This is a genomic window from Ochrobactrum sp. SFR4, assembly GCF_019730395.1.
GTDB lineage: Bacteria > Pseudomonadota > Alphaproteobacteria > Rhizobiales > Rhizobiaceae > Pseudochrobactrum.
In genome coordinates this window covers 159,468-185,798 of the sequence record NZ_JAAPBB010000008.1, presented here as the reverse complement: position 1 = coordinate 185,798, position 26,331 = coordinate 159,468, and the positions used below count along the sequence as shown (strand labels likewise).

Here is a 26,331-nt window from a genome sequence, read left to right as displayed (position 1 = left end):
GGGGGGGGGGGGGGGGGGGGGGGGGGGGGGGGGGGGGGGGGGGGGGGGGGGGGGGGGGGGGGGGGTGGGGGGGGGGGTGGGGGGGGGGGTGGGGGGGGGGGGGGGGCGGCGGGCCGATATCTGCACGCGATGAGCGGCGCAGCATAGCAACAGCCGGTGTCGGGATTGGCCCCAGCAAAAACACTTCCATACCCATGGAGGTAAAACCGGCAACAAGCGCATTTTCCAGCATATAGCCTGAACGACGGGTATCCTTGCCGATTACTACACGTTGCCCCTGCCCGCCGTCACGAAACGACAACCCTACAGCCATACCGACCCGCATAGCGATATCCGGCGTCATCGGAAAAGAATTAGCCTTACCGCGAATGCCGTCAGTACCAAAATATTTACGGGACATATTCAAGCCTTTTCTTTGCGCAGTGCCATACCTGCCTTCCATATTCTGAAAACAGAAAACAGGCCTCTCTTAAAATTAGCAATGCAGCGATTTTATATCTCTTGTCAAATATTCAGACCATGAAACTGATCATCTGGTAAACAGATCCGCTCAGGATCTTAAAGCTGGCGATAAAACGCCTGCCCTGAATGACACAGAGTGTCCATGCATATCAACTAAAATACAAAAGAACCGGACTTCAGAAAGCCCGGTTCTTATTTAACACAGTTATTACCGGTTTAAGCTTTATGCCTGCGGTTCAGGTTTCATATCCTGACCTGCCTCCGGCTCAGCATCCGGCTTTTTGCGCGATGCACCGGCTTTAGGAACACCCGATCCGCGGGATGAGGATGAATCATCACCTGTATCACGGTTCGGTTTCTGACCGGCGATCAGTTGTTTAATCTCTTCACCGCTCAGAGTTTCATATTCCAGCAGACCTTCAGCAATAGCGACCCATGCATCATGCTTTTCTGTCAGAATACGACGCGCTTCCACATAAGCAGTATCAATCAGCTCACGGACTTCCGCATCAATCAGCTGGGCTGTTGCTTCAGAAACATTCTGCGTGCGTGATACGGAGTGGCCAAGGAAGACTTCTTCCTGATTTTCGCCATAGGCAACATAACCGAGCTTTTCAGAAAAGCCCCAGCGGGTCACCATTGCACGGGCAAGCTTGGTTGCCTGTTCAATATCAGAGGACGCACCGGATGTGATGTTTTCCTTGCCGAATTTCAGCTCTTCAGCAATACGGCCACCCATCATGATTGCAAGGCGCGACACCATCCATTTATAGCTCATGGAATATTTGTCGCCTTCCGGCAGCTGCATCACCATACCCAGCGCACGACCGCGCGGAATGATGGTTGCTTTATGTACCGGATCAGCCACAGGCACATTCATGGCCACAATCGCATGACCGGATTCATGATAGGCTGTCAGTTCCTTTTCTGCCTGCGTCATCGCCGAAGAACGGCGTTCCGCACCCATCATGATCTTGTCTTTCGCGTCTTCAAATTCCTGCATAGTCACCAGACGCTTGTTCCGGCGTGCAGTCATCAGAGCGGCTTCATTGACGAGGTTCATCAGATCCGCACCGGAGAAGCCAGGGGTGCCACGGGCAAGAACTTTCAGATCCACATTCGGTGCCAGCGGTACATTACGCACATGCACTTTCAGAATCTGCTCACGACCGCTCACATCCGGATTAGGCACAACAACCTGACGGTCGAAACGGCCCGGGCGGAGAAGTGCAGGATCCAGAACATCCGGACGGTTGGTTGCAGCAATCAGAATAATATTCTCATTGGCTTCAAAACCATCCATCTCAACCAGCAACTGGTTCAGCGTCTGTTCGCGCTCATCATTACCACCGCCTAAGCCCGCACCACGGTGACGACCGACGGCATCGATTTCGTCGATAAAGATAATGCAAGGAGAATTCTTTTTCGCCTGTTCAAACATATCGCGGACACGGCTTGCACCGACACCGACAAACATTTCAACAAAGTCAGAACCCGAAATTGTAAAGAACGGCACATTGGCTTCACCGGCAACAGAACGCGCCAGCAAAGTTTTACCGGTTCCCGGAGGGCCTACGAGCAGCACACCGCGCGGAATTTTACCGCCGAGACGCTGGAATTTCTGCGGATCACGCAGGAATTCAACGATTTCTTCCAAATCTTCTTTGGCTTCATCCACACCGGCAACATCCTGAAAAGTCACACGGCCGTGCGCCTCAGTCAGAAGTTTCGCCTTGGATTTACCGAAGCCCATCGCACCGCGTGAACCACCCTGCATCTGGCGCATGAAGAAAATCCACACACCGAGGATCAGGATCATCGGCAGCCATGACAGAAGGATACCGAACAGCGATCCCGAACCATCGCTTTCAGGCTTTGCGGTAATTGCAACATTTTTCTCTTCAAGGCGGCCGATCAGGCTGGCATCCGAAGGGGAATAAGTCTGGAATGTCGCATTATTATCAGCATAGGAACCGACGATACGCGGGCCGGTAATGGTAACGGATTTAACCCGTCCGCCCGATACATCTTCAATAAATTGCGAATAAGGAATCTCACGAGACGACGCGCGCTGCGCCGGACTCTGAAACAGGTTGAATAATGCAACCAGCAGGAGAGCAATGATCGCCCAGAGGGCGAAGTTGCGATAATTTGGATTCATCTCGGGTCCAATCGATTACCAATCGTCCTTCCGGTTCATGCGCCGTTTGGTGCGTTCCGGAAAAATATTCAAACCTAACATAGGTTCGATGCACGGCCTTGCCAAGGCGGTGTACAGCTTCATAAGTGATTCTTCTGCATTCTTTGCAGAATTTACCTGTATTTATGGTTGAAAGGCATGGTTAAAAGCCCTTTTATAACCTGTACAACCTCAAAATCATGACCTGAAAGCACCCTGTCAAAACAGGCAAGATAGCGTTTTATCCGAACTTCAGAACTTTGCGGAACCGGATCAGACAATGCAGGAAAACCGGTCAGCACCCCGTCACAAAAGACAGCCGGTGCAGCCAGCAAACTATTACGGTCAAAGTACCCCTGTTTGCCCCCTTCTGCAGCCATCCCCTGCTGTCGCAAATAAGCAGACAACTGCTTTTCACTCAGTGCAGCAATGACAAACGGCTCTGCCCCCTTATTACGGATCTGATAACGCCCGTCCCACAAAGCTTCCTCTTCCCTCTGCAATGTAATTACGGGCAAATTACGTCGTTCGCGCCGGATAATGGTTCCCTGCTGGGATTTTTCAATCACACAGCGATGCAGGGTTTTTCTTTGTCTCGCCGGCATTGAAGATTCATCAAGCCAGTTGGTAAGATCGGCACAATCCCGCAGAACCGGCAAAAAAGCCTGACCACCTGTAACAGCCAGTAAATAACTCAGTGTCAGCGGAATAATATCGCGATCCGCAGCGCCCCATCCGGCAGGTAAAAACAAACTGTCGCCGGTAAGCAGTCTGATCTGGCTGTTTTCCTGTTTCAGCAAAGCGGCCACGCGATGATTATCCGTACGCCTTTGCATTGCTGCGGCATCAACGGCTTGCAACAAAGCTGGCTTATCCAGCATTTTCGCAGCCTGTCTCACCCGCGGGCGCTCATAGGCCGGATTCTCATTGCTCGGATCATCCACCCAGCGAATATTTTGGCTGGACAAAAACACTCTTAGTTCATTCCGCCAGATATCCAGTAACGGGCGGCAGAGCAGAACACTCTTTTGCAACAAGGTTTGCACAGCCATAGCTGCAAGCCCGCGCTCTTCGCCGGCAACTCCGGTAGTCACACCTTCTCTTTCCCGACGCATCAGATATGTCTCGACCTGATCGTCAGCCGTATGTCCTGTCAGAATAATAGCGGCCTTATGCTGGTATGCAGCCTGCACCAGCAAATCATAGCGCGCAGCACGGGCAGCAGAAGCAAGACCGCTGGCGGGCTTATCGCCGGCCCAACACAAAATCTGATGCGGAATGCCGATATCCCTACAAAATTCGGCAACACCCGCCGCCTCTTCAGCAGATTCCGCACGCAATCTGTGATCGACAGTCACTGCGATCAGGCGGCACTCCGGCAGCTTTTTTTGTAAATAAAGTCTCGTCAGCAGTAACAAAGCCAAAGAATCGCTGCCGCCTGAAACTGCAACAATCATCGCTGGCGGATGCTGCTCTGCCAGCGCATTTTCAAAACCTGAAAAAATTTGCTGCAGAAAATCCGGCATTAACGCAGCGGTGCTACCGTCTGAAATTGCCGTCTTCGCAGCATTCACATCCGTGCTCTGCATCCGGCGTCAGCCTCCCTGTGCCATATTTATGAGCAGCGGTTCAGTTTACGCTCTTCATCCGCACGTTTCAGAACTGCCGGAGCGGCTGAGGGAAAACGGTTGCTGATTTTTGCCAGAGTGGCGCAAGCCACTTCACGGTCATTCAGCTTAGCCATAGCCATACCAAGTTTCAGCATATTCTCCGCACCACGTTTGGAATCAGGAAAATCCCGCTGATTGTCGATGAAAACCGTAGCGGATTCCGCAAAGCGATCCTGCCCGTACAGCGCTTCCCCCAGCCAGTAACGGGCATCCGATGTCATCGGATCAGCCGGATAACGGTCGATATGCGCACGAAATGCCACTTCTGCCGAGCGGTAATCACCGGCAAGAATAAACTGATAGGCGGCATTATAAAGTTCGTTGGGATTGTCGGTCTGCGGCAGGGAAACCGTCTGCTGCGCCGGCTCGTCACTCAGACTGCCGCCGATTACATTGCCACTGGAATCAAAGCGGATAGAGCCAAGCGCACGCGGAGCCTGCGATGTGACTGTAACCGGCGTTTGCTGACCAGTAGCAACGGAAGCGGCGGAATTCTCTGTATTGGTATCCTGTGCAGGCTGAAAATCAGATGAATCCTGCGCGGAATTATCATTATCCGCATTCGCCGAGGCAGTCTGGCGTGGTTCTTTACCAGCTGAGGTGCCATCATCGGAGGATACAGCGGCAGAATCTGCCGCCGCTGTTTGTGTGGATTGATCAGAACCGGCATCAGCCTTTTTCTTTTTTTCCAGCTCTTCAAAGCGGAATTCATTGTCTTCCTGAATTTTACGCATCTGCTCCTGCATCTGCAAAATCTGGAAGTTCATTTCTTCAAGCTTGCCGGTCAGGTCGCGAACCTGCTCCTGCAACTGAATTACCCGCTGATCGCTGGCCTGAGCAAAGGCGGTTGTTCCGCCCGTTGCCATTGCCAGCAACGGCAGCAAACTGACAGCCAGAGCCAGTTTCTTCATCGCTTTCTTCATTCGCAATACCTCATGCGCCCGAATTCTGTTCCAAGGGTCATCTTCACATTCTCAGATGGACCGGTTCAATCTTTATAATCTCAGTTGAAATGGTGCAATTGAGTGCGGCCAAATTTTGGCTTTTATGTTCAAACTGAAAAAAGCGACCCTAAGGTCGCTTTTCACATAACTCTGTGTCTTTTTTATCGCGCAATACATACAAAACACGACAAATGACTTTATAAAACTGCCAGATTAGCTACCGGCGCCATTCAGCACGGTTACTGCACGGCGGTTCTGCGACCAGCAGGAAATATTGTCGCAAACTGCAACCGGACGTTCCTTACCATAAGAAACAGTGCGCATGCGATTAACTGGTACACCGCGTGAAGCCAGATAGTCACGGGCAGCAGCAGCACGACGCTGGCCAAGTGCCAAGTTGTATTCGCGTGTACCGCGTTCGTCCGAGTGACCTTCAACAGTGATCGAATAGTTCGGGTAACGGGCAAGCCACTGAGCCTGACGCGACAATGTCTGCTGGGCGTCAGCGCGGATCACGGAGCTGTCGAGATCGAAGAACACACGGTCACCGACATTAACAGTAAAGTCCTGTGCAGAACCGGCAACAGCGCCATTGGCGCCCATACCGCCATTCAGGCCAAGATCACCTGCATTGTTCGGCAGGTTTTTCTTGTTCGCGCAACCGGCAACGGCAAGCGACAGGAACAGGGCAACAGCAAACGGGCTGCGGGCAATCGACTGGGAACGGCGCATGGCCCGTACTCCTTAAGAATAATGCGTTTACATGATGTATGACTAACCAGATGATTAATCATATTGAGGTTAAAAACCGCTCAAATAACATGGTTAATTGTTACTTAATCAGCATAAAAACTCAAGTTTTCTCCGTCAAAAACCCGTTTTTCGGCTTATGCACGGAGGCAGTTTCAAGTGGTTCTTCTCTGGTTGCAAAGCGAACCGTTTATAGGCAACCTAAAAAGCATTGCGGCAGAAACACGGCTTTAATCACAAAAAGCTTATTTGACACTACCACCTGCCTTCAGAAAATAAGCTCTGTGTCTTATTCAGCACACAGAGCTTATTTCAAACTTAATTCAGCAATGGCGACCATGCCGGATCAGAAGCCGCATTCGGCGTCTGGATTTGACGTTCATTACGGCCTGTCAGATCAATCGTAAACAGACGGGATGTACCGCCACTTTCACGGAAGAACATCAAAACACGGCCGTTTGGCGCCCATGTCGGACCTTCATTATGGAAGCCGCTTGTCAAAAGACGCTCGCCCGAACCATCGGTTTTCATCACACCGATGGAGAACTGACCACCGGACTGCTTGGTGAAAGCAATCAGATCGCCGCGCGGGGACCATACCGGTGTCGAATAGCTGCCGTTACCGAAAGATACACGCTGTGGATTGGAGCCGTCGGCACCCATGACGTAAATCTGCTGGCGACCGCCACGATCGGATTCAAATACGATCTTGGAACCATCCGGCGAATAGGATGCCGAGGTATCAATGGCCTGGCTACTGGTCAGACGGGTGGTTGTACGCGAGCGTAAATCCATCGTGTAGATGTTGGCGCTGCCGTCATCCTGCAAAAGGCTCATGACCACTTTCTGACCATCAGGAGAAAAGCGTGGCGCAATCGTCATGCCCGGGAAATTACCGACCAGTTCCTGCTGTCCTGTTTCCAGCTGCAGCAGATAAACACGCGGACGGTCACCGGCAAAGGACATATAAGTGATTTCCTGACGGCTTGGTGAGAAGCGCGGTGTCAGCACCAGATCTTTACCGTTCGACAGATAACGCACATTCGCGCCGTCCTGATCCATGATCGCCAGACGCTTGACGCGTTTCTGCGCGCTGCCGGACTCATCAACGAACACGATACGTGTATCGAAATAGCCTTTTTCACCGGTCAGGCGCTCATAAATCGCATCGGCAATAATATGGGCAACGCGGCGCTTATTTTCCGGTGTTGTGAAAAACTGCTGGCCTGCAAGCTGCTGTCCGGCAAAAGTATCCCACAGACGGAACTCAGCTTTCAGACGGCCATCCGGCTGCTTGGTCACGCGGCCGGTAACCAGTGCCTGCGCATTGATGACTTTCCAGTCTTCAAAACGCGGTGCCACATCCGGATTGCTGATTTTTTCAATGAATGCTTTTTTGTCGATCGGCGCAAAGAGGCCGGAACGCTCAAGATCCGCAGCGATGATAGAGGTAATTTCCGCACCCAGCGCATCACCGGACAGGAAGTCGGTCAGAGCAATCGGCAGCGGGTCAACATTACCCTTGTTAATATTTACTTCCACAACGGCGCGTGCAGGCAGCACCGCAGCCGTGCTCACTGCCGCAGCGACAGCGAGAACTGAAAATAAGGTTTTAAACAGTGTTTTCATGATGGCGTGGACCTCGTTTGTCCTGATCATATTTGGTTCTGTGAGACGTCTCACATGCTTTGGTATTGAAGAGCTTCACAGAAAGCCCCTGAAACCGGCGCTGCACAGCGCCGGTCCGTATTCCGTTTAGAACATTTCGCTCGGGTCAAAATTCACGATGACCGTCGCCCAGGTTTCATATTTATCTCGCGGCAGATTGTAAGGCGCTGCACGCATCACCGCACGCCGCGCACTGTCTGCTGCCGCACGGCCAACGATAGAATCGCCGCCTGTATAAGTGACTTCCGGCGAGCCGTTAATTGAGCCGTCTTCATTCAGCTGCATCTTAACGATAATGCGCAGATCAGAAGCATCGGCCACACCCGAAGGGATACTCCATTTGTCACTGATCTGACCTTTCAGAGCATCCATTTCCGTCTGGCTGAGTTTGGCTCCGCCGGTCGTTTTCTTGGCACCGAAAGCTTCCTTGTCGGTAGAGCGTTTGGCTCCGCCGCCCGCCGCTTTTTCACGGTTCAGGAGTGCGGCAACCTCGTCAGCCTTCGCATCCTTATCCTTGGATGTATTCTGCGCGGTTGTGCTTGGCTTTTCCGGTTTCTTCTCGTCTTTTTTCTTATCCTCAGCCTTGGCCGTTTCCGTTGGTTGCGGTTTCGGCTTGGCTTCCGGCGCCGGAACACGATCCGGCAATTTTACTTCTTCAGCCTGTTCCGGCTGCTTTTCAATCGCTTCGGCAACAGGATCCGGCTTCAACTCAGCCTTTGGTTCCGGCTTCGGCTCCACTTTTGGCTCCGGCGGCTTCACCGGTTCAGGCGGTTTCACCGGCTCCGGTTTTGGCTCCGGCTTGTTTTCCTGTACAGGCTCCGGCTTTTCAGCCGGTTTTTCCGCAGGTTTGGCCGCTTCTGCGGTTTCAACCGGCTTCGGTTTTTCATTCGGCATCGGCGGTGTTTTCAGATCAAGCTCGCTGTCACCGGCATTTTCCGCCTGTTCAACCGTTTTCGGTTTGGTCGTTGGTTTTGGCGCTGCTTTTTCCGCTTTCGGCGCTTTTTTATCGCCCTGCTGTACCTGTGAAATATCTTCAATCGGCACAATATCGACAGGGAAGGATTCAGTATCAGTCATGTCAAAAGGCTTCGGCGAAGAGAACGAGAAAAGTCCCCAGCCGATAATGACCACATGGATGAGTGTTGAGGAAGTCAGACCTGCCTTCATGATGGCGTCAGCTATCCTGCTCCTGGAGGGTCACCAGACCGATATTCTTAAAACCGGCAGCGGAAATACGTGACATCACTTTCATCACAGTACCGTAATCGGCATTTTTATCGCCACGCACAAAAACGCGCTCTTCATAGCCGGTTTTGGCGATAGCTTCGAGTTTCGGCACCACTTCTGCGATGTCGATCTCGGTTTCCTGCAGATAAACCTGTCCCTTGTCATTCACAGACACGGTAATCGGCTGAGTATCGGCATTGAGTGCCTTGGCCTGCGTATCCGGCAGATCGATAGGCACACCGGAGGTAAGCAGCGGTGCAGACACCATGAAGATAATCAGCAGCACCAGCATCACATCCACGAAAGGCGTGATGTTGATTTCACTCATCGGAGCCTTTTTGCCGCCGCGTCTGCGACGACCGCCTGCTCCGCCCTGACTTCCTAATGACATACCCATCTTAGAACCTTCCGGCCTTCATCTCATGACCTGATAACCGGCCTGAATTGTAAACGCCTGCTATAAACGAAACCGGATGATTTATCCGCGCGGCGTCAGCTTCTCATCAATTTGTCGCGACAGTATGGCCGAAAACTCATCGGCAAAACCTTCCATGCGCGAGGTGATTTTTCCTGCATCCGCTGTCAGCTTGTTATAGGCAATAACAGCAGGAATAGCCGCCAGAAGACCAATTGCGGTTGCCAGCAGCGCTTCCGCAATACCAGGGGCCACAACGGCAAGGCTGGTATTTTTGGAAGCGGCAATCGCCATAAACGAAGTCATAATACCGACAACAGTACCAAACAGACCGATAAATGGTGCCGATGTACCAATTGTGGCCAGAAAACCGAGACGTGATTCCAGCTTGTCGTTTTCACGCACCAGAGCCACATCCATCGCTTTTTCGATACGCATCTGCAATGCAATCGGAGAACGCGCGCCTTTTTCGAAAGACTTTTTCCACTCGCGCATCGCTGCCATAAAAATGGCGCTCATGCCGGTGGTACGGCGTTCGCCAAGATTACGGTAGAGTTCTTCCAGAGACTGACCGGACCAGAACACCTGTTCAAAACGGTCAATGGCACTTGTCGCACGGCGATAGGCCAGCGTCTTGTCCACGATGATTGCCCATGTCCAGATTGAGGCTGCCAGCAAACCCAGCATGACCAGTTTGACAACCCAGTTAGCCTGCATGAACAGTCCCCAGAGACTGACATCACTTGTGTGTGCTGCAATGGGTAGAGCTTCCATTTGTCACCTGTCCTCGAATCCAAACGCCCGGCTCATCACCGGGCGGCAAAAGCAAAACGGTTCACCGCGCAATTTTCTGCGCAACCGTTTCGATCTGTTGTTACCTTAAGCGGTCCGGATGCATTATTTGCCTGCACGGCCCGCCGAATTGCTTTGCGCCGTATCTGCATAGTGCCGGACACAATCTTGTGCATGACCGGCTGTTTTGCTTTTTACGGTTAATTTTGGTGAAAGGAAGGCGACAGGCAGATTCATGCCCTTACCTCTCCGTCTTGGACTAAAGATGAACTATTATGGTTAAAGATAAGTTAGGATTCGCACTATTGCGGGCAATTTTGCGTGCAGCGGCTTATTTTCCGAAACCAGTACTGAGCTCTGCCTGCGTCGATCACGCCGCATTTTTGAAGTGCCGCAGGATTACACCCGCCAAACTGTTCCGGTTTAGCGATTAAAGCTTCTGCCAGAGCATTTTACAATCAGGCTGGATCACTTGGACATCCCAGATTCGTCAAGTTAAATCAATTTGACGGCGGTGATGCTGCGATAAATCAAAGAATTCAAAGCCGGTGCTGTGATCCAATCCGGATATAAACCGCTCTAAAACCTGCATATTATGCGGTAAACAGCGCTTTCCACTCTTTGGGCATCCGTTTCGGGCGGCCTTGTTTATTGATCAGTGCCGCTTCAACCTGCGCTTCAATCAGCAATTCGCCATTTTTACGCCGGATGTGCTGGCACATCGTCACCCGCGCTCCGGAAGCTTCAATCACGCGAGTCTCAATCACCAGCATATCATCAATGCGGGCAGGCAAACGGAAATCAATCTCCATACGCCGTACAATCCAGACAATCGGCTCGCCAAGCTGCCCCTCTTCCAGCTGCGTATGATGCACACCTTTCAGACGCAAAAAATCGGTGCGGCCCCGTTCCAGAAACTCCAGATAACGGGCGTGATAAACCACACCGGAAAAATCCGTATCGGCATAATAGACCCGTGCCAGCAGCCGGTGTCCTGCGGGTGTCAACGTACCATTAATCACTTCAGATTCAGCCGCGCTTAAATCGTCTGGAGATATTGTATCCGGCATCAGGCTTCGTCCTCAAACAGGGTAATCTGCCGTGCAGCCAGATCAGTCGGTGCCGTCAGCCCCAGATGTTGCCATGCAAGTGCTGTCAGCACACGCCCGCGCGGCGTGCGTTGTAAAAAGCCCTGCTGGATCAGATAGGGTTCAATAATATCTTCAATCGCATCGCGCGGTTCTGATAAACCAGCAGCAATCGTCTCAATCCCCACAGGTCCGCCGCCAAAATTGCATGCAATCATATTAAGATAGCGACGATCCAGCTGATCGAGACCAATATTATCAACTTCCAGACGGATCAGCGCCTCATCGGCGATCTTCGCATCCACAATGTCTGCTTTTGCGACCAGTGCAAAGTCACGGACACGGCGCAGCAAACGACCGGCAATACGCGGTGTTCCGCGTGCACGCCGCGCAATCTCGCGTGCACCATCATCGGAAATATTCAGCTGCATCAACCGCGCACCACGGCGCACAATATATTCCAGTTCATCAACCGTATAGAAATTCAGCCGCACCGGAATACCGAAACGGTCGCGCAAAGGCGTGGTCAGAAGACCGAGACGGGTTGTCGCCGCCACCAGCGTGAATTTCGCCAGATCAATCTTGACGGAGCGTGCCGCAGGTCCCTCGCCGATAATCAGATCGAGCTGATAATCTTCCATCGCCGGATAGAGAATTTCTTCCACCGCAGGGCTGAGGCGATGAATTTCGTCGATAAACAGCACATCGCGGTCTTCAAGATTGGTGAGCAATGCCGCCAGATCACCGGCTTTAGCAATCACCGGCCCTGAAGTGGAGCGAAAATTAACGCCGAGTTCCTTGGACATAATCTGCGCCAATGTGGTTTTGCCCAAGCCGGGAGGGCCGACAAACAAAACATGATCCAGAGCCTCACCACGGGTTTTGGCTGCTTCGATAAAAATTTTCAGATTAGCGCGTGCTGCCGCCTGACCGACAAAATCATCAAGGCTTTGCGGGCGCAAAGCCGTGTCCGTATCCTCTCCGCGCTTTTGCGCAGAAATCAGACGATCTTCATCACTCATCAGTTACACCCGCATTCATTTTCTCAGGCGACATTTTTATCGCGCCAGTTCTTTCAATCCAAGCCGGATCAGCTTGGCAGAATCTGCATCTTCTCCAGCCTCGCGCAAGGCACTGGCAACCGCATTAGCGGCCTGATCGCGTGAATAGCCGAGATTACTCAGCGCGGAAACCGCATCACTTACTGCAGTGGAAGCCACACCCTCACCGATTTCCTGCTTCAGCCCGATATTGGCCGCAGCATCACCGGCAAATGCGGGTGCCTTGTTCTTCAACTCGGTCACAATGCGCTCGGCCACTTTTTTGCCGACACCCGGCGCACGGGACACCATAGCAATATCACGCAAAGCAATAGCATTGGCGAGTTCAGACGGCGTTAATGTGCCCAGCACCGCCAGTGCCACTTTGGCCCCGACACCCTGCACATTTTGCAACAGACGGAACCACTCACGTTCCAATGCCGTACCGAAACCATAAAGCCGCAGCACATCTTCACGCACATAGGTTTCAATCAGCAGAATAGCCGCTTCACCCGCTGAAGGCAGATTGCCCAGCGTACGTGCAGAACAGAAAGCCACATAGCCGACCCCATGCACATCAAGAATGACGTGATCGTCAGCAATTTCATCGACAACACCTTTCAGTTTCCCGATCATGATATGGCTGCAATCCTCCCGCTTTTCTTCAGTTCCGCCAGATTATACAGGCTGTGCCGGTTATGGGCATGACAAATGGCAATCGCCAGCGCATCCGCCGCATCACTGGTATCAAAGCTCGCCCGTGGCATTAGTACTTTGACCATCATATGAATTTGCTGTTTTTCACCGTGGCCGACACCGATGACCGATTTCTTCACCGCATTCGGCGCATATTCAGCTACACGCAATCCGGCCTGTGCCGGCACCAGCAGTGCAATACCGCGCGCCTGCCCCAGCTTCAGCGTAGCACCTGCATCTTTATTGACGAAGGTATGCTCAACAGCCGCTTCATCCGGCATCATCTGATGCAGAACAGCGCTTAACCCTTCATGCAGCTGGCATAAACGCGAGGCAAGATCCATTTTGTCATCAGAGGTGACTGTTCCGGCTGCAATAAAATGCAGGGAATTACCCATGGACTCAATCACGCCCCAGCCGGTGCGGCGCAAGCCCGGATCAATACCAATAATGCGAATCGCCTGTTTCATATGCTGACCTTACCTTGTGTAAGGTGCATTCAACAATCAAAATGTGAACAAAATGGAAACATCGCTATTTAAAGACGGGAGAATATGTTAAAGCATGTCTGGCTCAAATGGATTCATTTAGCGGTCGCGAACATGCGACAATTAAATGAAACCAGAGCGTGTCGCGTTTAATTATATCCACTGCGTTCGCTCTGTCTTTTTGTCTTAACGCATGTCGCTATCGGAAAACCGGCACCCACTTTTCCGCGACATGCTTAGGCAGATCAATTGCTGCCAAATGCTGTACGCAGCAGAATGATCTGATCCGAAACCGGATTACCTTTGCACTCAACCAGTTCACGGATCGGCTGATGATAGCTGTCACCATCCATGCAACGCACACGATCCTGAAGATGCAGCGAATGCGCAATCATATCGCGGAAAGCCTGCGGCAGTTCTTTCCAGCCTGCGGTTTTTTCACCGGCAGAATGGGTTTCCAGACTGACCTTTGCCTTCTCTTTTGCCACCATTTCGCGCGGCATATCGCCGGAACGGCTGGCACGCAGCAGCAAAAGCCAGGAGGCAATATGCATCAGACGCGAGGTCAGACGCATGGATTCAGCGGCATAAAGTGTTGCAGCCTTATGAGACAGAGAACGCGCAGCGTCTTTCCCCTCACCGTCAAGATAAGCGGCGGCTTCTTCCACCAGCGCCATACCTTCACTGTAAAGCGGTTTGAAACTGTCTGAAAACACCATACGCTCCGACAGACGGATCATATTGTCCGGCACTCTGTTTTCGCTGCGATGTGTCTGTTCCATCATCTTGTTCTGCTCACTGGCAACTGCAGCTCACTGAACCGCAGTTGTAATTTTTGACAAGCATTCCGATCTCATAAGGCACCGCATTTCCTCCGGTTTATAACCGGCCAAACAGGCGAATCCCCTATAATCAGGCTGCACTTCACTTGTTTGCATCACAAAGCGTGATCGTAAAAAACCGTTTGGCTATGGCCTATCCAAGCAAAATGCACGCTCATACACGCTCGCGCAATAATATGGTTAAAGAAAGATGAATTATAATTTTGTGCTTGCCAGAGTAAATAATGCCATCCAAGCGAATAAAGCCAGCTTGTTCAGGTAGTTAAGCAGAATCGCCTATATTTTCCGGCAACAGCAACGCCTGCCCGCAGATTTTCGCAGAAACTCTTTATCCACAAAGCGGCTCTCAACTGCGGATAAACAAAGCAAGCTCAGAAATAAAAAAAGAGCCGCAAAAGCGGCTCTCAGAAGTTTAACAGGGAGGCGTCATACAGAGGGACCAAGTCCACTCGGTAAGAATCCGGCAAAACCGGATAGCCCTATATTCTTTTGTTAACTTTAATATTTAGTTAATGCGGTGAGTTCAGTTTCTAGAGCGTGTCGCGTTTAATTGTATCCACTGCGCTCGCTCTATCCCTTATTTTTACGCATGACGTTATCGGAAAACCGGTGTCCACTTTTCCGCGACATGCTCTATCTCTTTCAGGAAGCAGGAACCGAACGCGGCTTCACAGCTATAGGAGCTGGTTTCCGGCTTTCTGCTGCTCGTGCAGATCTTGCGATTTCCGGCACAGGACTTTTCGAAACCGCTTTGCCTTTCCAGCCGATGCGTGGCAGCCATTCCAGATAATAGACCAGCGCAAACTGAGCCATAATACCACCCGCGATCAGCAAGGTATCAAAGGACAGGCTCACCGGATAAACATGGCGCAGTGCCTGACCGGCCATCGCCAGAATAGTACCCGCCACAAAAACCGGCAGCGAATGCTTACCCAGCAAAGCCAGCGGATGGTTCATATCAAGACGGGCTTTTTCCGACAGCGCAGGAATACCGGCAATAACATAGGCAAGCGCCAGCACATGCAACAAACGGGTTGCCGAGAGATAGGTCTTGTCAAAACCCGTCAGCACCGCAGGCAGTCCGAAGGAAATATCCCAGTTCGGATGCGGGACGCGCAGCCACAGCAGGGAGAAAACCAGATAAGAAATCGCCGCAATCATCAGCGGACGGTTCTGATCAAAGCGGCCGCCCTGCTTCACGTAGGCCATGGCACCAATACCGATGGCGAACAGAAACTGCCACGACAGCGGATTGAGGAACCAAACGCCCTGCGTCGGATAATTCATCGGCGCAATATAATAATAACCGGACAGAAACCAGATCGAACCGGAAATCGTCAGCATCAGCGAAATACTGATCCGTGACAGATAAAGCATAACCGGCGCAAACAGCATCAGCACCAGATAGAGCGACAGGATATTATTATAGCCGAGCTGGTGGCCAAGCGTGGCCAGACCGACAAAAGCCTGAGCAGGCTGCTCCATCACAGTCTTGATATTGATCATTTCCAGCATTTCCGGCCGCTTCATATAAATGGCCGTAAAACCGAAAATCGCCAGCGTGATGAGCGTTGTCATCATCTGCGCCATATAAAGCGTCATCGACCGGCGTGCCATTTTCAATGACAGCAACAGACGATTACCTTCAACAAATTTGGAACTATAGGCAAGCGCAACAGCCAGACCGGAAATCAGCACAAAAGCTTCAGCGGAATCGGAAAAACCGAATTCGCGATGCGTGAACTTTTCATAAATTGTGCCCGGAACATGGTTGATGAAAATCGTCAGCAATGCCAGCGCCCTGAAAACATCAAGACGCGTATCGCGCATTTTCACCATCTGTCCTGCATTATGTATTGTCATTGCCAGCCTGCCTTTTGCCTGACTTGCCTGAATGTTTTCATCTCTTAAGAAACGAAAACATGTCCTGCAGACAGTTTTTGTCTGCATACAACAATACGACTCAAATGGGACACGAAAGCGGCTAAGCCACCGCTTACCCCCATCACATTATTTTCCAGAACTAAACAAAACGGCAATGACAATAAGTTGTTAGCGTCACGCACAAGGGAAAATTCAGGGAAAAAGGACAGCGCTCTGATGTTTTTCTGCCTGTCTTTAAAAACCGCGTTATCTTTTGGCAAATATGCTCTAAACAGAAGATAATGACCGGTATATTGCATATTTTACTCTGTGCAATTCCCGAACTTTGCCATTTTTATGGGCTATTGGCGCCCGCTCAACGAGGCTTTATCTGATGAAATTTCCTGAAAACCGTCCGCGTCTGGTGCTGGTTGTCCCCTCTCCTTCTTCAGAAGGGCATACAGCAGACACGCTGCTTGCCACGCTGGATAAAGCGCTGACCGCAGGCGACATTGCCAGCGTCATTCTCGACAACGGGAAAACCGACGAAGCATCCTTTCAGGCTTTTGCAACACTGGCCGTTGGCAAAATTCAGGCAGCAGGCGCCGCAGCCATCATCCTGAACGACACCCGCACTGCCGGCCGTGTCGGCGCAGACGGCGTGCATATTGAAGGTTCTCTGGCCGATATTGCAGATGCTGTTGAGCGCTATACGCCAAAAATGATTGTCGGCACCGGCAATGTGAAAGAGCGTCACACAGCACTGGAAGTCGGCGAATTACAGCCGGACTATATGTTCTTCGGCAAAATCGGTGCAGATACCAAACCGGAAGCCCATCCGCGCAATCTTTCACTGGCTGAATGGTGGGCGGCAATGGTCGAGATTCCGGCTATTTTGCAGGCCGGTGCACAACTGGATGACCTCGCGGCTTGCTTCGCCACAAATGCGGAATTTATCGCATTGGGTACGGCTGTGTTTTCCGCAGAAGATCCTGCACAGGTTATTGCCGATGCAAACCGCCGGCTCGATGAGATGAGCGCCGCTGAGACTGAAGAGTAACAGAGTTAGACCATGCTGAAAAAATCCGTTTTGTTCAACAGCACCTGTGCCTTCTGGTTGGTTGCCGCAGCGGCATCTATACCGGCAACCACTGTAATGGCTGCGGAGGCCGCAAAACCGGCACCTGAGAAAACAGTGCCGGAAGCTGACAAGCCCAAAACTGATAAGACAGAGACGGATAAACCGGCAGACCCGACCGGCGCATCTATGGATGTACCGGCGGTTTCAACTGGTTTCACTATTCCGGAACTTGCCGGATCATGGTCGAAAAATCAGACTGAAAAAGCCGATATGCTTCAGCAACCGGCAACGACCGATGCCATGCCCGCTTTTAACGAGAACCGGTTCGGGGACAAAATTGCTGATCCGGCCTTCGGTGCATTTCAGCGCGGTCTTTATCTGACAGCCTTCAATCTTGGCATGGAACGCGCCAAAGCCGGTGATCCGGCAGCGCAAACACTGGTAGCTGAAATCTATGCCCGCGGCCTTGGCGTCAAAGCTGATCAGAAACAAGCAGCACACTGGTATGGTCTGGCCGCAGAAAAAGGCGAGCATGAAGCCCAGTTCCGCTACGCCGCCATGCTGCTTCAGGGCATCTACGTCACCAAGGACGCGAAAAAAGCTGAAGAACTGATGCAAAAAGCGGCCGAGGCAGGCAATGCCATGGCGCAATTCAATTATGCGCAAATGCTGATGATGCGCCGTCCCGGAGCCAAAGGGCTGGATGAAGCCGCACCATGGTTCCGCAAAGCGGCAGATGCCGGACTGGCCGATGGTGAATATGCTGTCAGTCAGCTGCTTGCCAATGGCACGACAACTATCAAACGCGATGATGCGCAGGCGCGGGAATATTTATTACGTGCTGCCCGCAAAAATTATGACACGGCACAGCTTGATCTGGGCACATGGCTGGTCGAAGGGCGTGGTGGCGAGCGCAATTATGATGCCGGTTTCCGCTGGATGCTGACAGCAGCGCGCGGCGGCAATATTGCAGCCATGGCGCGTGTGGCACGGCTTTATCGTGACGGCATCGGCACAGACGGTAATTCGGTTGAGGCTGCGGCATGGTATATTCTGGCGCGGCGCTCAAAACTCAATGCCAAAGACCTCGATTCTTTCATGGACGGGCTGACAGATGAAGAAATTCAGCAGGCCATCGCCCGTGCAAACAATCTGCGCTGACCGGTAAAATTGCATTTTTACTAACATAGAGTGCTGTGCGCCCGATCAGGTGCACAGCGCTCTAACACTTTAAATGGGAGCATAATTTTCGCTTAAACTGATTCAAGTTTAAGAAATTATGCTCTAGTGCAGCCTGAAGTCCGGCAAAGCACCGTATCAGACTTGCTAAAATTGCAGATTTATGGTCTTGAAAACCCCGATTGATATGGCTTGAGAGCCCTCTGATACCGCCTGCGGCATTTTTTGCCAAACCGCCACCGGTTTTGCGCGAAGCGACGCAGAATTTCAAAGGGTAAATCAGAGAAAATTTCACACTAATTCCGGATTTAACGAACATGAAGATCAACGGTAACGAAATCCGTCCCGGCAATGTCATTGAGCACAATGGCGGCCTGTGGGCAGCAGTTAAATGCAACGCGGTTAAACCAGGTAAAGGCGGCGCCTATAATCAGGTTGAACTGAAAAACCTTATCGACGGCACCAAGCTGAATGAACGTTTCCGTTCTGCTGAAACTGTTGAGCGCATCCGTCTTGAGCAGAAAGACTTCTCTTTCCTCTATGAACAGGGTGAAGCTCTGATTTTCATGGATACCGAAAGCTACGAACAGCTCGAACTGAACAAAGACTTTGTTGGTGAACGCGCTGCATTCCTGCAGGACGGCATGATGGTCACCGTTGAAATGCACGAAGAACGCCCGATCGGCATTCGTCTGCCGGATCAGGTTACACTGGCAATCACCGAAGCTGATCCGGTTGTTAAAGGCCAGACAGCGGCTTCTTCCTACAAGCCTGCAATTCTGGAAAACGGCATCCGTATTCTCGTGCCGCCTTTCATTGAATCCGGCGAACGCGTTATCGTTGACACCAACGAACTGACCTACGTATCCCGCGCCTGATCCGGCTCGAAAGACACCCTGTAATCTTCAGGATTTAAATATTGTTTCATCCGCAAGGCATGCTTTGCGGATGAAAAAGCTGTTAAGCACATTGACATTTGTGAATAGATCCAGAAAACGAAAGCACTTTTCGGAGAATGTGCGCGTGCTCATATTAGTGGGCTGCGTCGATCTGATCCGGCCGTGCCGGACTATGCTCTAAACAGTCTCTCGCTTTTAGCTCAGATATTATTTATGCATGATCTCTATGCATATAAAAGATTATCCGGCGAACAGACGCTGCTCACATTTAACGTCTGTGCCAGCCGGTTTCCACACATGAAAACTGCCCCTCGTCTTTGGTGAGGCTTAGCGGTTTTCTCTTTGACACGAACGCATAAATTGTACCGGCCGGCGATGCAGACTTCAGCCAGCACCGGACTTATGCACTGACAGGACGAAAAATATGGCGCGCTCAGCAATTCTCAACGTTATGGTTCAGGCCGCAATCAAGGCCGGACGCTCACTGGCGCGTGATTTCGGTGAAGTACAGAATCTGCAAGTCTCGCTCAAAGGCCCGGGCGATTATGTAAGTCAGGCCGATAAAAAAGCCGAAGATATTATTTTCAGCGAACTGCGCCGTGCGCGTCCTGATTATAGCTTTTTGATGGAAGAACGCGGCGCGGTTGAAGGTGCTGACAGCCAGCACCGCTGGATCGTTGATCCTCTCGACGGCACCACCAACTTCCTGCACGGTATTCCGACCTTTGCCGTTTCCATCGCTCTTGAGCGTCAGGGACAGGTTGTTGCCGGTGTGATCTACAATCCGGCAACGGACGAACTTTATACCGCGGAACGTGGTGGCGGTGCATTTCTCAACGACCGTCGCCTGCGCGTTGCAGCCCGCTCCAAGCTTTCCGACGCCGTGATTACCCATGGTATGCCGCATCTGGGTCGCGGCAAACACGGTCATTATCTGATTGAACTGCGCAATGTTATGGGTGAAGCCGCCGGTATGCGTGCGTTTGGCGCCGCTTCTCTGGAACTCGCTTATGTCGCTGCAGGCCGTGTTGACGGCTACTGGGATGAGCCGCTCTCTCCTTGGGATATGGCAGCCGGTATCCTGATGGTGCGTGAAGCCGGTGGCTTTATCTCCGACAAAAACGGCCAGCAGGATATGTATGAGCAGAAAAACATCGTAGCCGGTAATGAGATCATTCACGGCCAGCTGCTGCGGACAATCAAAAAGCCGGTCTGATTAAAACTATCAGGCTGAAATCATCAATCCTCCGTTCATCTCTGATGTGCGGGGGATTTTTTTATGCCCTGCTCCCGTTTTCACCGCTCTAGAGCGGTTTACGTCCAGATTGGATCATAGCGCTCGCTCTAGATTCTTTATTTGGTCGCATTATCACTGCCGTCAAGTTGATCCAACTTGACTGTAAAATGCTCTAGAGCGCGTCGCATTTAATGATATCCGCAGCGCTCGCTCTATCGCCTTATTTTTACGCATGTCGTTATCGGAAAACCGGTGTCCACTTTTCCGCGACATGCTATAGCTTGCCACAGTCGGAAATATGACAGGAATAAAAGTTTCAGTTTTGAAAATTTTGCAGTAGCGTCCTGTATCACAAAGCGGTTTCAGACAATGCAGAACAGCATCTGAAGCAAAACACATCAGGCTCAGCGAGAGAATATTATGGCGCAGCGGGATATCAGCATGGGAACAGAATACGACCCGAACCGGCTTTCCAGCCCGCGGCAGGTCATGATGATTATGATTATATTCCTCGCTCTTGTCGCTTTTCTGGCTCTCGTTCTGGCACGGCAGATCCAGACCTTCTTTGTCACCAATCCCGGCCTCAACGGCCTGATTCTCGGCGTATTGCTGGTTGGTATCATACTGGCTTTCATTCAGGTTCTGCGGCTTGTACCGGAAATCCGCTGGGTCAATTCCTTCCGCGACGGTGATGACGGCGCGACGGATCCGGTTCTGCTTGCACCAATGCGTGCAATGATCGGGCGTCGCCAGTCTATGGCACTATCCGCCACATCCATGCGCTCGATCCTTGATTCCATTGCTACCCGTCTTGATGAAAGCCGCGATATCTCCCGCTATCTCATCGGGTTGCTGGTGTTTCTCGGCCTGCTCGGTACATTCTGGGGCTTGCTGGAAACTATCGGCTCCATTGGTCAGACCATTCAGTCGCTTGACCCGAAATCCAATGATACCGGCACTGTGCTGGATTCGCTCAAGAGCGGATTGCAGGCACCGCTCAGCGGCATGGGCACGGCTTTCTCGTCCTCCCTGTTCGGTTTGTCAGGCTCGCTGATTCTCGGCTTTCTCGATCTGCAATCCGGCCGCGCCCAGAACCGTTTCTATACGGAACTGGAAAACTGGTTGTCCTCGGTTACCGATCTTAATTCCGACCTGCGCGTTGACGCGGAAAACGGCAGCACAACGCTGGAAGAAATCCGCCTGTTCTCTGACCGCCTGCAAACAATACAGGACGGTAACGGCACCAGCCAGCGCACAACCGCAGCTCTGGCCAATCTGGCAGACGGCGTGCAGGCATTGGTAAAAACCATGCGCCATGATCAGCAGAGCATGAGTGACTGGGTTGAGCGGCAGGCCGAGGAGCAGAAAGCTCTGCGACAAACAGTCGAGAAGCTGAACACAATCCTCTCCGCTACCAAGCGCGAACAATAAGGCAGAACCGATGGCCTTATCCCGCAACCGCCGCAGTGAACGCCAAGTGGATTACTGGCCGGGCTTTGTTGACGCCCTGTCCACATTGCTTTTGGCGATCATGTTCCTGCTGTCCGTCTTTGTGCTGATGCAGTTTCTGCTGTCACAAGAAGTCAATAACAAGGATTCCGTGCTGAACCGGCTCAACAGCCAGATCAGCGAACTGACCGAGCTTTTGTCGCTGGAACGCGGCAAGGGGCAGGATCTGGAAGATACTCTGGCCGGTCTTCAGGCTTCGCTCACCGCTGCTGAAAATGAAAAATCCCGCCTGCAAAGCCTGCTGTCCTCCGGTGGTTCCGGTGCGGCTGCGGAGCAACGTGCCGGTGAGTTGTCTGCTACGCTGGATGCGGAAAAACAAGTCAGCGCACGAGCCTTGTCGCAAGTTGAATTGCTTAATCAGCAGATCGCAGCCCTGCGCCGCCAGATCGGTGCGCTGGAAGACGCACTCAATGCATCCGAGGCCCGTGACCGCGAATCCAATACCAAGATCGCCGATCTCGGCAAAAGGCTGAATGTGGCACTTGCCCAGCGTGTGCAGGAGCTAAACCGTTACCGCTCGGACTTCTTCGGACGCTTGCGTGAGATTCTCTCCGATCGTGAAAATATCCGCATTGTCGGTGACCGCTTCGTCTTCCAGTCAGAAGTTCTGTTCCCGACCGGTTCGGCAGATATCAATCCGCAAGGCCTGATTGAAATGAAAAAACTTGCCGATGCGGTAGTGGAACTGAACAAGGAAATACCGGACGATATCAACTGGGTGCTGCGTGTGGACGGGCATACGGATAATGTGCCGCTCTCCGGCACAGGCCGTTATCGCGACAACTGGGAACTATCCTCAGCGCGTGCAACGGCGGTAGTTAAATTCCTGATTGCCAATGGCGTACCGGCAAATCGTCTGGTTGCTGCCGGTTTTGGTGAGTATCAGCCTTTGGAAGCTGACGACAGTTCCGATGCCCGCAGCCGCAACCGGCGTATCGAGCTGAAACTGACTGAAAGATAACAAAAAGCCCCGTTTTAAACGGGGCTTTTTCATTTCAATGCGTTTGCTGAAATTGCAACTATTTTTTTAGTTTACGCCTGCTGAAACTGCAGGCTTTGTTAATTTACCGCCTGCTGAAACTGCAGGCTGGCAAGGCGGGCATAAATCCCGCCGGACTGGCTCAGGCTTGCATGGGTGCCCTGCTCAACAATGCGCCCCTGATCCATAACCAGAATATGATCCGCCTTCAGCACGGTTGCCAAGCGATGCGCGATCACCAGTGTCGTGCGCCCCTGCATCAGATGTTCCAGCGCTTTCTGCACCAGCATTTCACTCTGCGCATCCAGTGCCGAAGTCGCTTCATCGAGCAACAGCACCGGCGCATCCCGCAGCAAAGCGCGGGCAATGGCAATACGCTGACGCTGGCCACCGGAGAGCATTACACCGCGTTCACCGACCGGTGCATCATAGCCACCTTCAAGCGCCATGATAAATTCATGTGCCTGCGCAGCCTTTGCGGCAGCTTCAATTTCCGCATCACTGGCATCCGGTCGTCCGAAAGCGATATTTTCACGAATACTGGCAGCAAAAATCGTCACATCCTGCGGTACAAGCGCAATATTGCCGCGCAGATCATCCAGCGACAATTGCCGCAGATCCTTACCATCCAGCAGGATTTTCCCCTGCAACGGATCATAATAACGCAGCAGCAAGGCGATCAGTGTCGATTTACCGGCACCGGAGGCACCGACAATCGCAACAGTCTTGCCCGGTTCAATCACAAAGCTCATATCGTGAAGGGCTTGGTGCTCCGGTCGTGTCGGATAAGCAAACTCCACATGGGAAAATTCAACGCGGCCTTCAGCACGGATAAGTCTGACCGGCTGTGCCGGTGAAGCGACAGCTGATTCTTCATTCAGCAATTCCACCAGCCGCTCCGCCGCACCGGCAGCCTGTGCCAGTTCCGCCCAGACTTCTGACAAAGCACCAAGAGAACCTGCCGCCACCACTGCATAAATCAGAAACTGCCCCAACGTGCCTGCAGACATCCGGCCGTTCATCACATCATGGGAGCCGAACCAAAGCACGGCCACAACACTGGCGAAGATGATGAAGATTGCAAAAGCCGTCAGGATTGAGCGGGAGAGAATCGATTGCTGTGCCGCATCATAAGCGTGATCAACCGCGCCGGTATAATGCGCAATCGCCGGTGCTTCATGGGTAAAAGCCTGTACGGTGCGCACTGCGGCAATTTTTTCTCCCGCATAGGCAGTCGCCAGCGCCAGCTCATCCTGCGCACGGCGCGAACGGCGGCGGACAGAGCGGCCAAAGGCCACCAGCGGCAATACGATGAGCGGAATAGCGGCCAGTACCAGTGCCGATAATTTAGGACTGGTGACCACCATCATAACCACCGCACCAATCACCAGAATCAGATTGCGCAAAGCAATAGAAGCCGTGGCGCCGACCGCAGATTTCACTTGTGTTGTATCGGCTGTCAGACGGGAAACAATCTCTCCGGACTGCACTTCATCAAAAAAAGCAGGCGAAAGACGGGTAACATGGGCAAAAACATCGCGCCGCAGGTCAGCAACGATGCGCTCCCCCAGCGTAATCACGAAATAATAGCGTGCAGCAGAGGCCACAGCTAGCACCGCAGCCAGAACCATTAGAGCAGCAAAAGATGTATCAACCAGGCTGCTCGAAGCCGATATCAACCCGTTATCCAGCAAGCTGCGCACAGCCACCGGCAGAACCAAGGTCGCCATTGCGGCAGTGACCAATGCAACCAGCGCACCGGCAACTGAGCGGGGATATTGACGGACGTATGGAAAGATTCGCGCCAGCGGCTTTAAGGACCGGCTTGGCTTTTTACCGCTCCCGGCCTCAGAAACCGCTTTGTTTTGTAAATTCGTCGCTGTCATTCTGCTTGCTTGCTATATTGCGCCCTTGTTATTAGCTGCTGCCTGATGTATAGGCTCCCCAACCCTTTTGGAAGCCGTAGCCGTATTGTCTGCAGCTTCAATGAGACAAGTGGGCGTATCTGCCGCAGTTCCGGTGATGGCCGGAGCGTGGCTAAATGCCATAAACCTTTCAGGAAGCTGACTATGAAAGCAGACATTCATCCGGATTACCACACCATCAAAGTTGTTATGACCGATGGTACTGAATACTTCACACGCTCCACCTGGGGTAAAGAAGGCGATACGATGAACCTCGATATCGATCCTTTGAGCCATCCGGCATGGACCGGCGGCAACCAGCAGCTGATGGACCGCGGTGGCCGCGTTACCAAGTTCAAGAATCGCTTCGGCAATCTGGGTATCTAATTCCCGGCTTCTTGATGAAATTAAAAAAGCTCCGCAATGCGGAGCTTTTTTTATGGCCGGCCTCTTTGTTTTTTGCGCATTTACCTTACGCAAAACCGGTTCCCACTTTTGCTGGAAATGCACCAGGTTCTAATAAGGCCGCACCGGTTCCAGAGGAATATCCACGCCAATCGCACTAAGCATCCGGCGGAATGTCGCCAGATCGTAGCGCTCATCTTCCGTCACCAATGCGCGGATTTTCCCCTGCCCCTTAGTGCCCTGCCCGATCCTTGAAACCATATCTTTGGCGGGGTCGAGAAAATGGCACTGCGGACGGGCATTTTCGAAAAACCGGCGCAACCATGGCAGATGTGTGCTGGAAAGGGTCAGCACATCAATCTCCGGATATTTAGCAAAAACCTGCGCCAGAAATGCATCAACCGCTGCCTGTGTTTTCTCCGGTGCAAACAGAAACTCACCTGATTCTACCAACTCCACCATCGGCGAGGCATTAATCAGCGCCACACGGTCACTGTAAGCACTGTGTTCAGCCACGAATTCACCGATCATCGGGCTTTCCACCAGCGACTGAACGCCCATGATCCCGACTTGCCCGCTATGGGATAATCCCCATGCTTCACGCAGAGGCGGATAGACGCCAAAAAGCGGCAGATGAATATCCTGACTGAGCTCCTCCAGCACCATGATCGACGGCGCATTGGAAGCAATGACAATCGCACAAGGATTGAAGCCCGAGAGATAATCAATCGTGCGACGCATCACCTGAATCAGTTCAGCGCGGCTTTTGCCGCCATAGGGAAAACTGGCACGGTCAGCAAAATAAATAATATCCTGATGCGGCAAACGGTTGCGTATTTCCGCAACGACAGCATAACTGCCGATACCGGAATCAAAAACAGCAATCGGTCTGTGCATAGATTATTCTCCCGTTTCCGTATTGCGGAACGGTGTCCGCTTCCAAAGCGATTTACATCCGGATTGGATCTCAGCACCCGCTCTCGATTCTTTGAGTTGTCGCATTTCACTGCCATC

24 protein-coding genes and 1 pseudogene are annotated in these 26,331 nt (G+C 52.2%); 7 read left to right on the top strand and 18 right to left on the bottom strand.

Annotated features, from left to right (window positions below):
- The 16 genes and pseudogenes from HBA93_RS12255 to HBA93_RS12180 all read right to left on the bottom strand — a co-directional run.
- Positions 1 to 400 (bottom strand): annotated as a pseudogene (locus HBA93_RS12255) (hypothetical protein); the annotation flags it as partial.
- Positions 401 to 685: 285 nt separating this feature from the next.
- Positions 686 to 2,623 (bottom strand): ATP-dependent zinc metalloprotease FtsH, encoded by a 1,938-nt coding sequence (ftsH, locus tag HBA93_RS12250; RefSeq protein WP_121994078.1) that lies wholly within the window; start codon positions 2,621 to 2,623, stop codon positions 686 to 688.
- Positions 2,624 to 2,775: 152 nt separating this feature from the next.
- Complete coding sequence (tilS, locus tag HBA93_RS12245) at positions 2,776 to 4,230, bottom strand: tRNA lysidine(34) synthetase TilS (RefSeq protein WP_221723435.1); 1,455 nt, start codon at positions 4,228 to 4,230, stop codon at positions 2,776 to 2,778.
- 26 nt (positions 4,231 to 4,256) lie between these two features.
- A complete protein-coding gene (gene ybgF / locus HBA93_RS12240; RefSeq protein WP_221723434.1) occupies positions 4,257 to 5,234 on the bottom strand; it encodes a tol-pal system protein YbgF in 978 nt (325 codons plus the stop codon).
- Between the two features lie 234 nt (positions 5,235 to 5,468).
- The gene (gene pal / locus HBA93_RS12235) at positions 5,469 to 5,987 is read right to left on the bottom strand and encodes a peptidoglycan-associated lipoprotein Pal (RefSeq protein ID WP_121994081.1); all 519 of its coding nucleotides are present in this window, start codon (positions 5,985 to 5,987) and stop codon (positions 5,469 to 5,471) included.
- Positions 5,988 to 6,323: 336 nt separating this feature from the next.
- Positions 6,324 to 7,634: a Tol-Pal system beta propeller repeat protein TolB gene (gene tolB, locus HBA93_RS12230; protein WP_122092607.1), complete on the bottom strand. Its 1,311-nt coding sequence runs from the start codon at positions 7,632 to 7,634 to the stop codon at positions 6,324 to 6,326.
- A 126-nt stretch (positions 7,635 to 7,760) separates the two neighbouring features.
- A complete protein-coding gene (gene tolA, locus HBA93_RS12225) occupies positions 7,761 to 8,840 on the bottom strand; it encodes a cell envelope integrity protein TolA (protein ID WP_122092608.1) in 1,080 nt (359 codons plus the stop codon).
- Positions 8,841 to 8,847: 7 nt separating this feature from the next.
- Positions 8,848 to 9,297: a protein TolR gene (tolR, locus tag HBA93_RS12220; protein ID WP_022710532.1), complete on the bottom strand. Its 450-nt coding sequence runs from the start codon at positions 9,295 to 9,297 to the stop codon at positions 8,848 to 8,850.
- An 81-nt stretch (positions 9,298 to 9,378) separates the two neighbouring features.
- Positions 9,379 to 10,089, bottom strand: a complete 711-nt coding sequence (gene tolQ / locus HBA93_RS12215; RefSeq protein ID WP_121994083.1) for a protein TolQ — start codon at positions 10,087 to 10,089, stop codon at positions 9,379 to 9,381.
- A 611-nt stretch (positions 10,090 to 10,700) separates the two neighbouring features.
- Positions 10,701 to 11,177 carry a tol-pal system-associated acyl-CoA thioesterase gene (gene ybgC / locus HBA93_RS12210; protein ID WP_221723433.1) on the bottom strand — a complete coding sequence of 159 codons (477 nt, stop codon included), beginning with the start codon at positions 11,175 to 11,177 and terminating at the stop codon, positions 10,701 to 10,703.
- Complete coding sequence (ruvB, locus tag HBA93_RS12205; protein WP_221723431.1) at positions 11,177 to 12,217, bottom strand: Holliday junction branch migration DNA helicase RuvB; 1,041 nt, start codon at positions 12,215 to 12,217, stop codon at positions 11,177 to 11,179. Before ruvB ends, ybgC begins: the two co-directional genes overlap by 1 nt.
- 36 nt (positions 12,218 to 12,253) lie before the next feature.
- Positions 12,254 to 12,871, bottom strand: a complete 618-nt coding sequence (gene ruvA, locus HBA93_RS12200; protein ID WP_121994086.1) for a Holliday junction branch migration protein RuvA — start codon at positions 12,869 to 12,871, stop codon at positions 12,254 to 12,256.
- Entirely contained in the window at positions 12,868 to 13,401 is a 534-nt protein-coding gene (gene ruvC, locus HBA93_RS12195; RefSeq protein WP_022710526.1) for a crossover junction endodeoxyribonuclease RuvC, read from the bottom strand. Before ruvC ends, ruvA begins: the two co-directional genes overlap by 4 nt.
- Before the next feature lie 263 nt (positions 13,402 to 13,664).
- Complete coding sequence (rcdA, locus tag HBA93_RS12190; protein ID WP_028233530.1) at positions 13,665 to 14,171, bottom strand: protease adaptor protein RcdA; 507 nt, start codon at positions 14,169 to 14,171, stop codon at positions 13,665 to 13,667.
- Positions 14,172 to 14,903: 732 nt separating this feature from the next.
- Positions 14,904 to 16,124, bottom strand: a complete 1,221-nt coding sequence (locus HBA93_RS12185; protein ID WP_121994087.1) for an OpgC family protein — start codon at positions 16,122 to 16,124, stop codon at positions 14,904 to 14,906.
- A gap of 44 nt (positions 16,125 to 16,168) precedes the next feature.
- Positions 16,169 to 16,444: a hypothetical protein gene (locus HBA93_RS12180; protein ID WP_221723430.1), complete on the bottom strand. Its 276-nt coding sequence runs from the start codon at positions 16,442 to 16,444 to the stop codon at positions 16,169 to 16,171.
- A 74-nt stretch (positions 16,445 to 16,518) separates the two neighbouring features.
- On the opposite strand from HBA93_RS12180, the gene HBA93_RS12175 reads away from it, so the two are divergent.
- The 6 genes from HBA93_RS12175 (at position 16,519) to HBA93_RS12150 (ending at position 22,990) form a co-directional block, all read left to right on the top strand.
- Entirely contained in the window at positions 16,519 to 17,184 is a 666-nt protein-coding gene (locus HBA93_RS12175) for a thiamine phosphate synthase (protein WP_221723429.1), read from the top strand.
- 12 nt (positions 17,185 to 17,196) lie between these two features.
- A complete protein-coding gene (locus HBA93_RS12170) occupies positions 17,197 to 18,366 on the top strand; it encodes a tetratricopeptide repeat protein (protein WP_221723428.1) in 1,170 nt (389 codons plus the stop codon).
- Positions 18,367 to 18,701: 335 nt separating this feature from the next.
- Positions 18,702 to 19,262 carry an elongation factor P gene (gene efp / locus HBA93_RS12165; protein ID WP_022710520.1) on the top strand — a complete coding sequence of 187 codons (561 nt, stop codon included), beginning with the start codon at positions 18,702 to 18,704 and terminating at the stop codon, positions 19,260 to 19,262.
- Positions 19,263 to 19,707: 445 nt separating this feature from the next.
- A complete protein-coding gene (locus tag HBA93_RS12160) occupies positions 19,708 to 20,499 on the top strand; it encodes an inositol monophosphatase family protein (RefSeq protein ID WP_121994089.1) in 792 nt (263 codons plus the stop codon).
- Between the two features lie 441 nt (positions 20,500 to 20,940).
- Positions 20,941 to 21,951 carry a MotA/TolQ/ExbB proton channel family protein gene (locus tag HBA93_RS12155; protein ID WP_122092612.1) on the top strand — a complete coding sequence of 337 codons (1,011 nt, stop codon included), beginning with the start codon at positions 20,941 to 20,943 and terminating at the stop codon, positions 21,949 to 21,951.
- Between the two features lie 10 nt (positions 21,952 to 21,961).
- Positions 21,962 to 22,990, top strand: coding sequence for a peptidoglycan -binding protein (locus HBA93_RS12150; RefSeq protein ID WP_121994091.1), 1,029 nt, complete (start codon positions 21,962 to 21,964; stop codon positions 22,988 to 22,990).
- Between the two features lie 98 nt (positions 22,991 to 23,088).
- Here the strand turns inward: HBA93_RS12150 and HBA93_RS12145 are convergent, their stop codons facing one another.
- A complete protein-coding gene (locus HBA93_RS12145; protein WP_221723427.1) occupies positions 23,089 to 24,894 on the bottom strand; it encodes an ABC transporter transmembrane domain-containing protein in 1,806 nt (601 codons plus the stop codon).
- 183 nt (positions 24,895 to 25,077) lie between these two features.
- On the opposite strand from HBA93_RS12145, the gene rpmE reads away from it, so the two are divergent.
- Positions 25,078 to 25,299 carry a 50S ribosomal protein L31 gene (rpmE, locus tag HBA93_RS12140; protein WP_121994094.1) on the top strand — a complete coding sequence of 74 codons (222 nt, stop codon included), beginning with the start codon at positions 25,078 to 25,080 and terminating at the stop codon, positions 25,297 to 25,299.
- Between the two features lie 129 nt (positions 25,300 to 25,428).
- Here rpmE and HBA93_RS12135 read toward each other — a convergent pair whose 3' ends face one another.
- Positions 25,429 to 26,214 carry a glutamate racemase gene (locus HBA93_RS12135; RefSeq protein WP_221723426.1) on the bottom strand — a complete coding sequence of 262 codons (786 nt, stop codon included), beginning with the start codon at positions 26,212 to 26,214 and terminating at the stop codon, positions 25,429 to 25,431.
- Between the last annotated feature and the right edge of the window lie 117 nt (positions 26,215 to 26,331).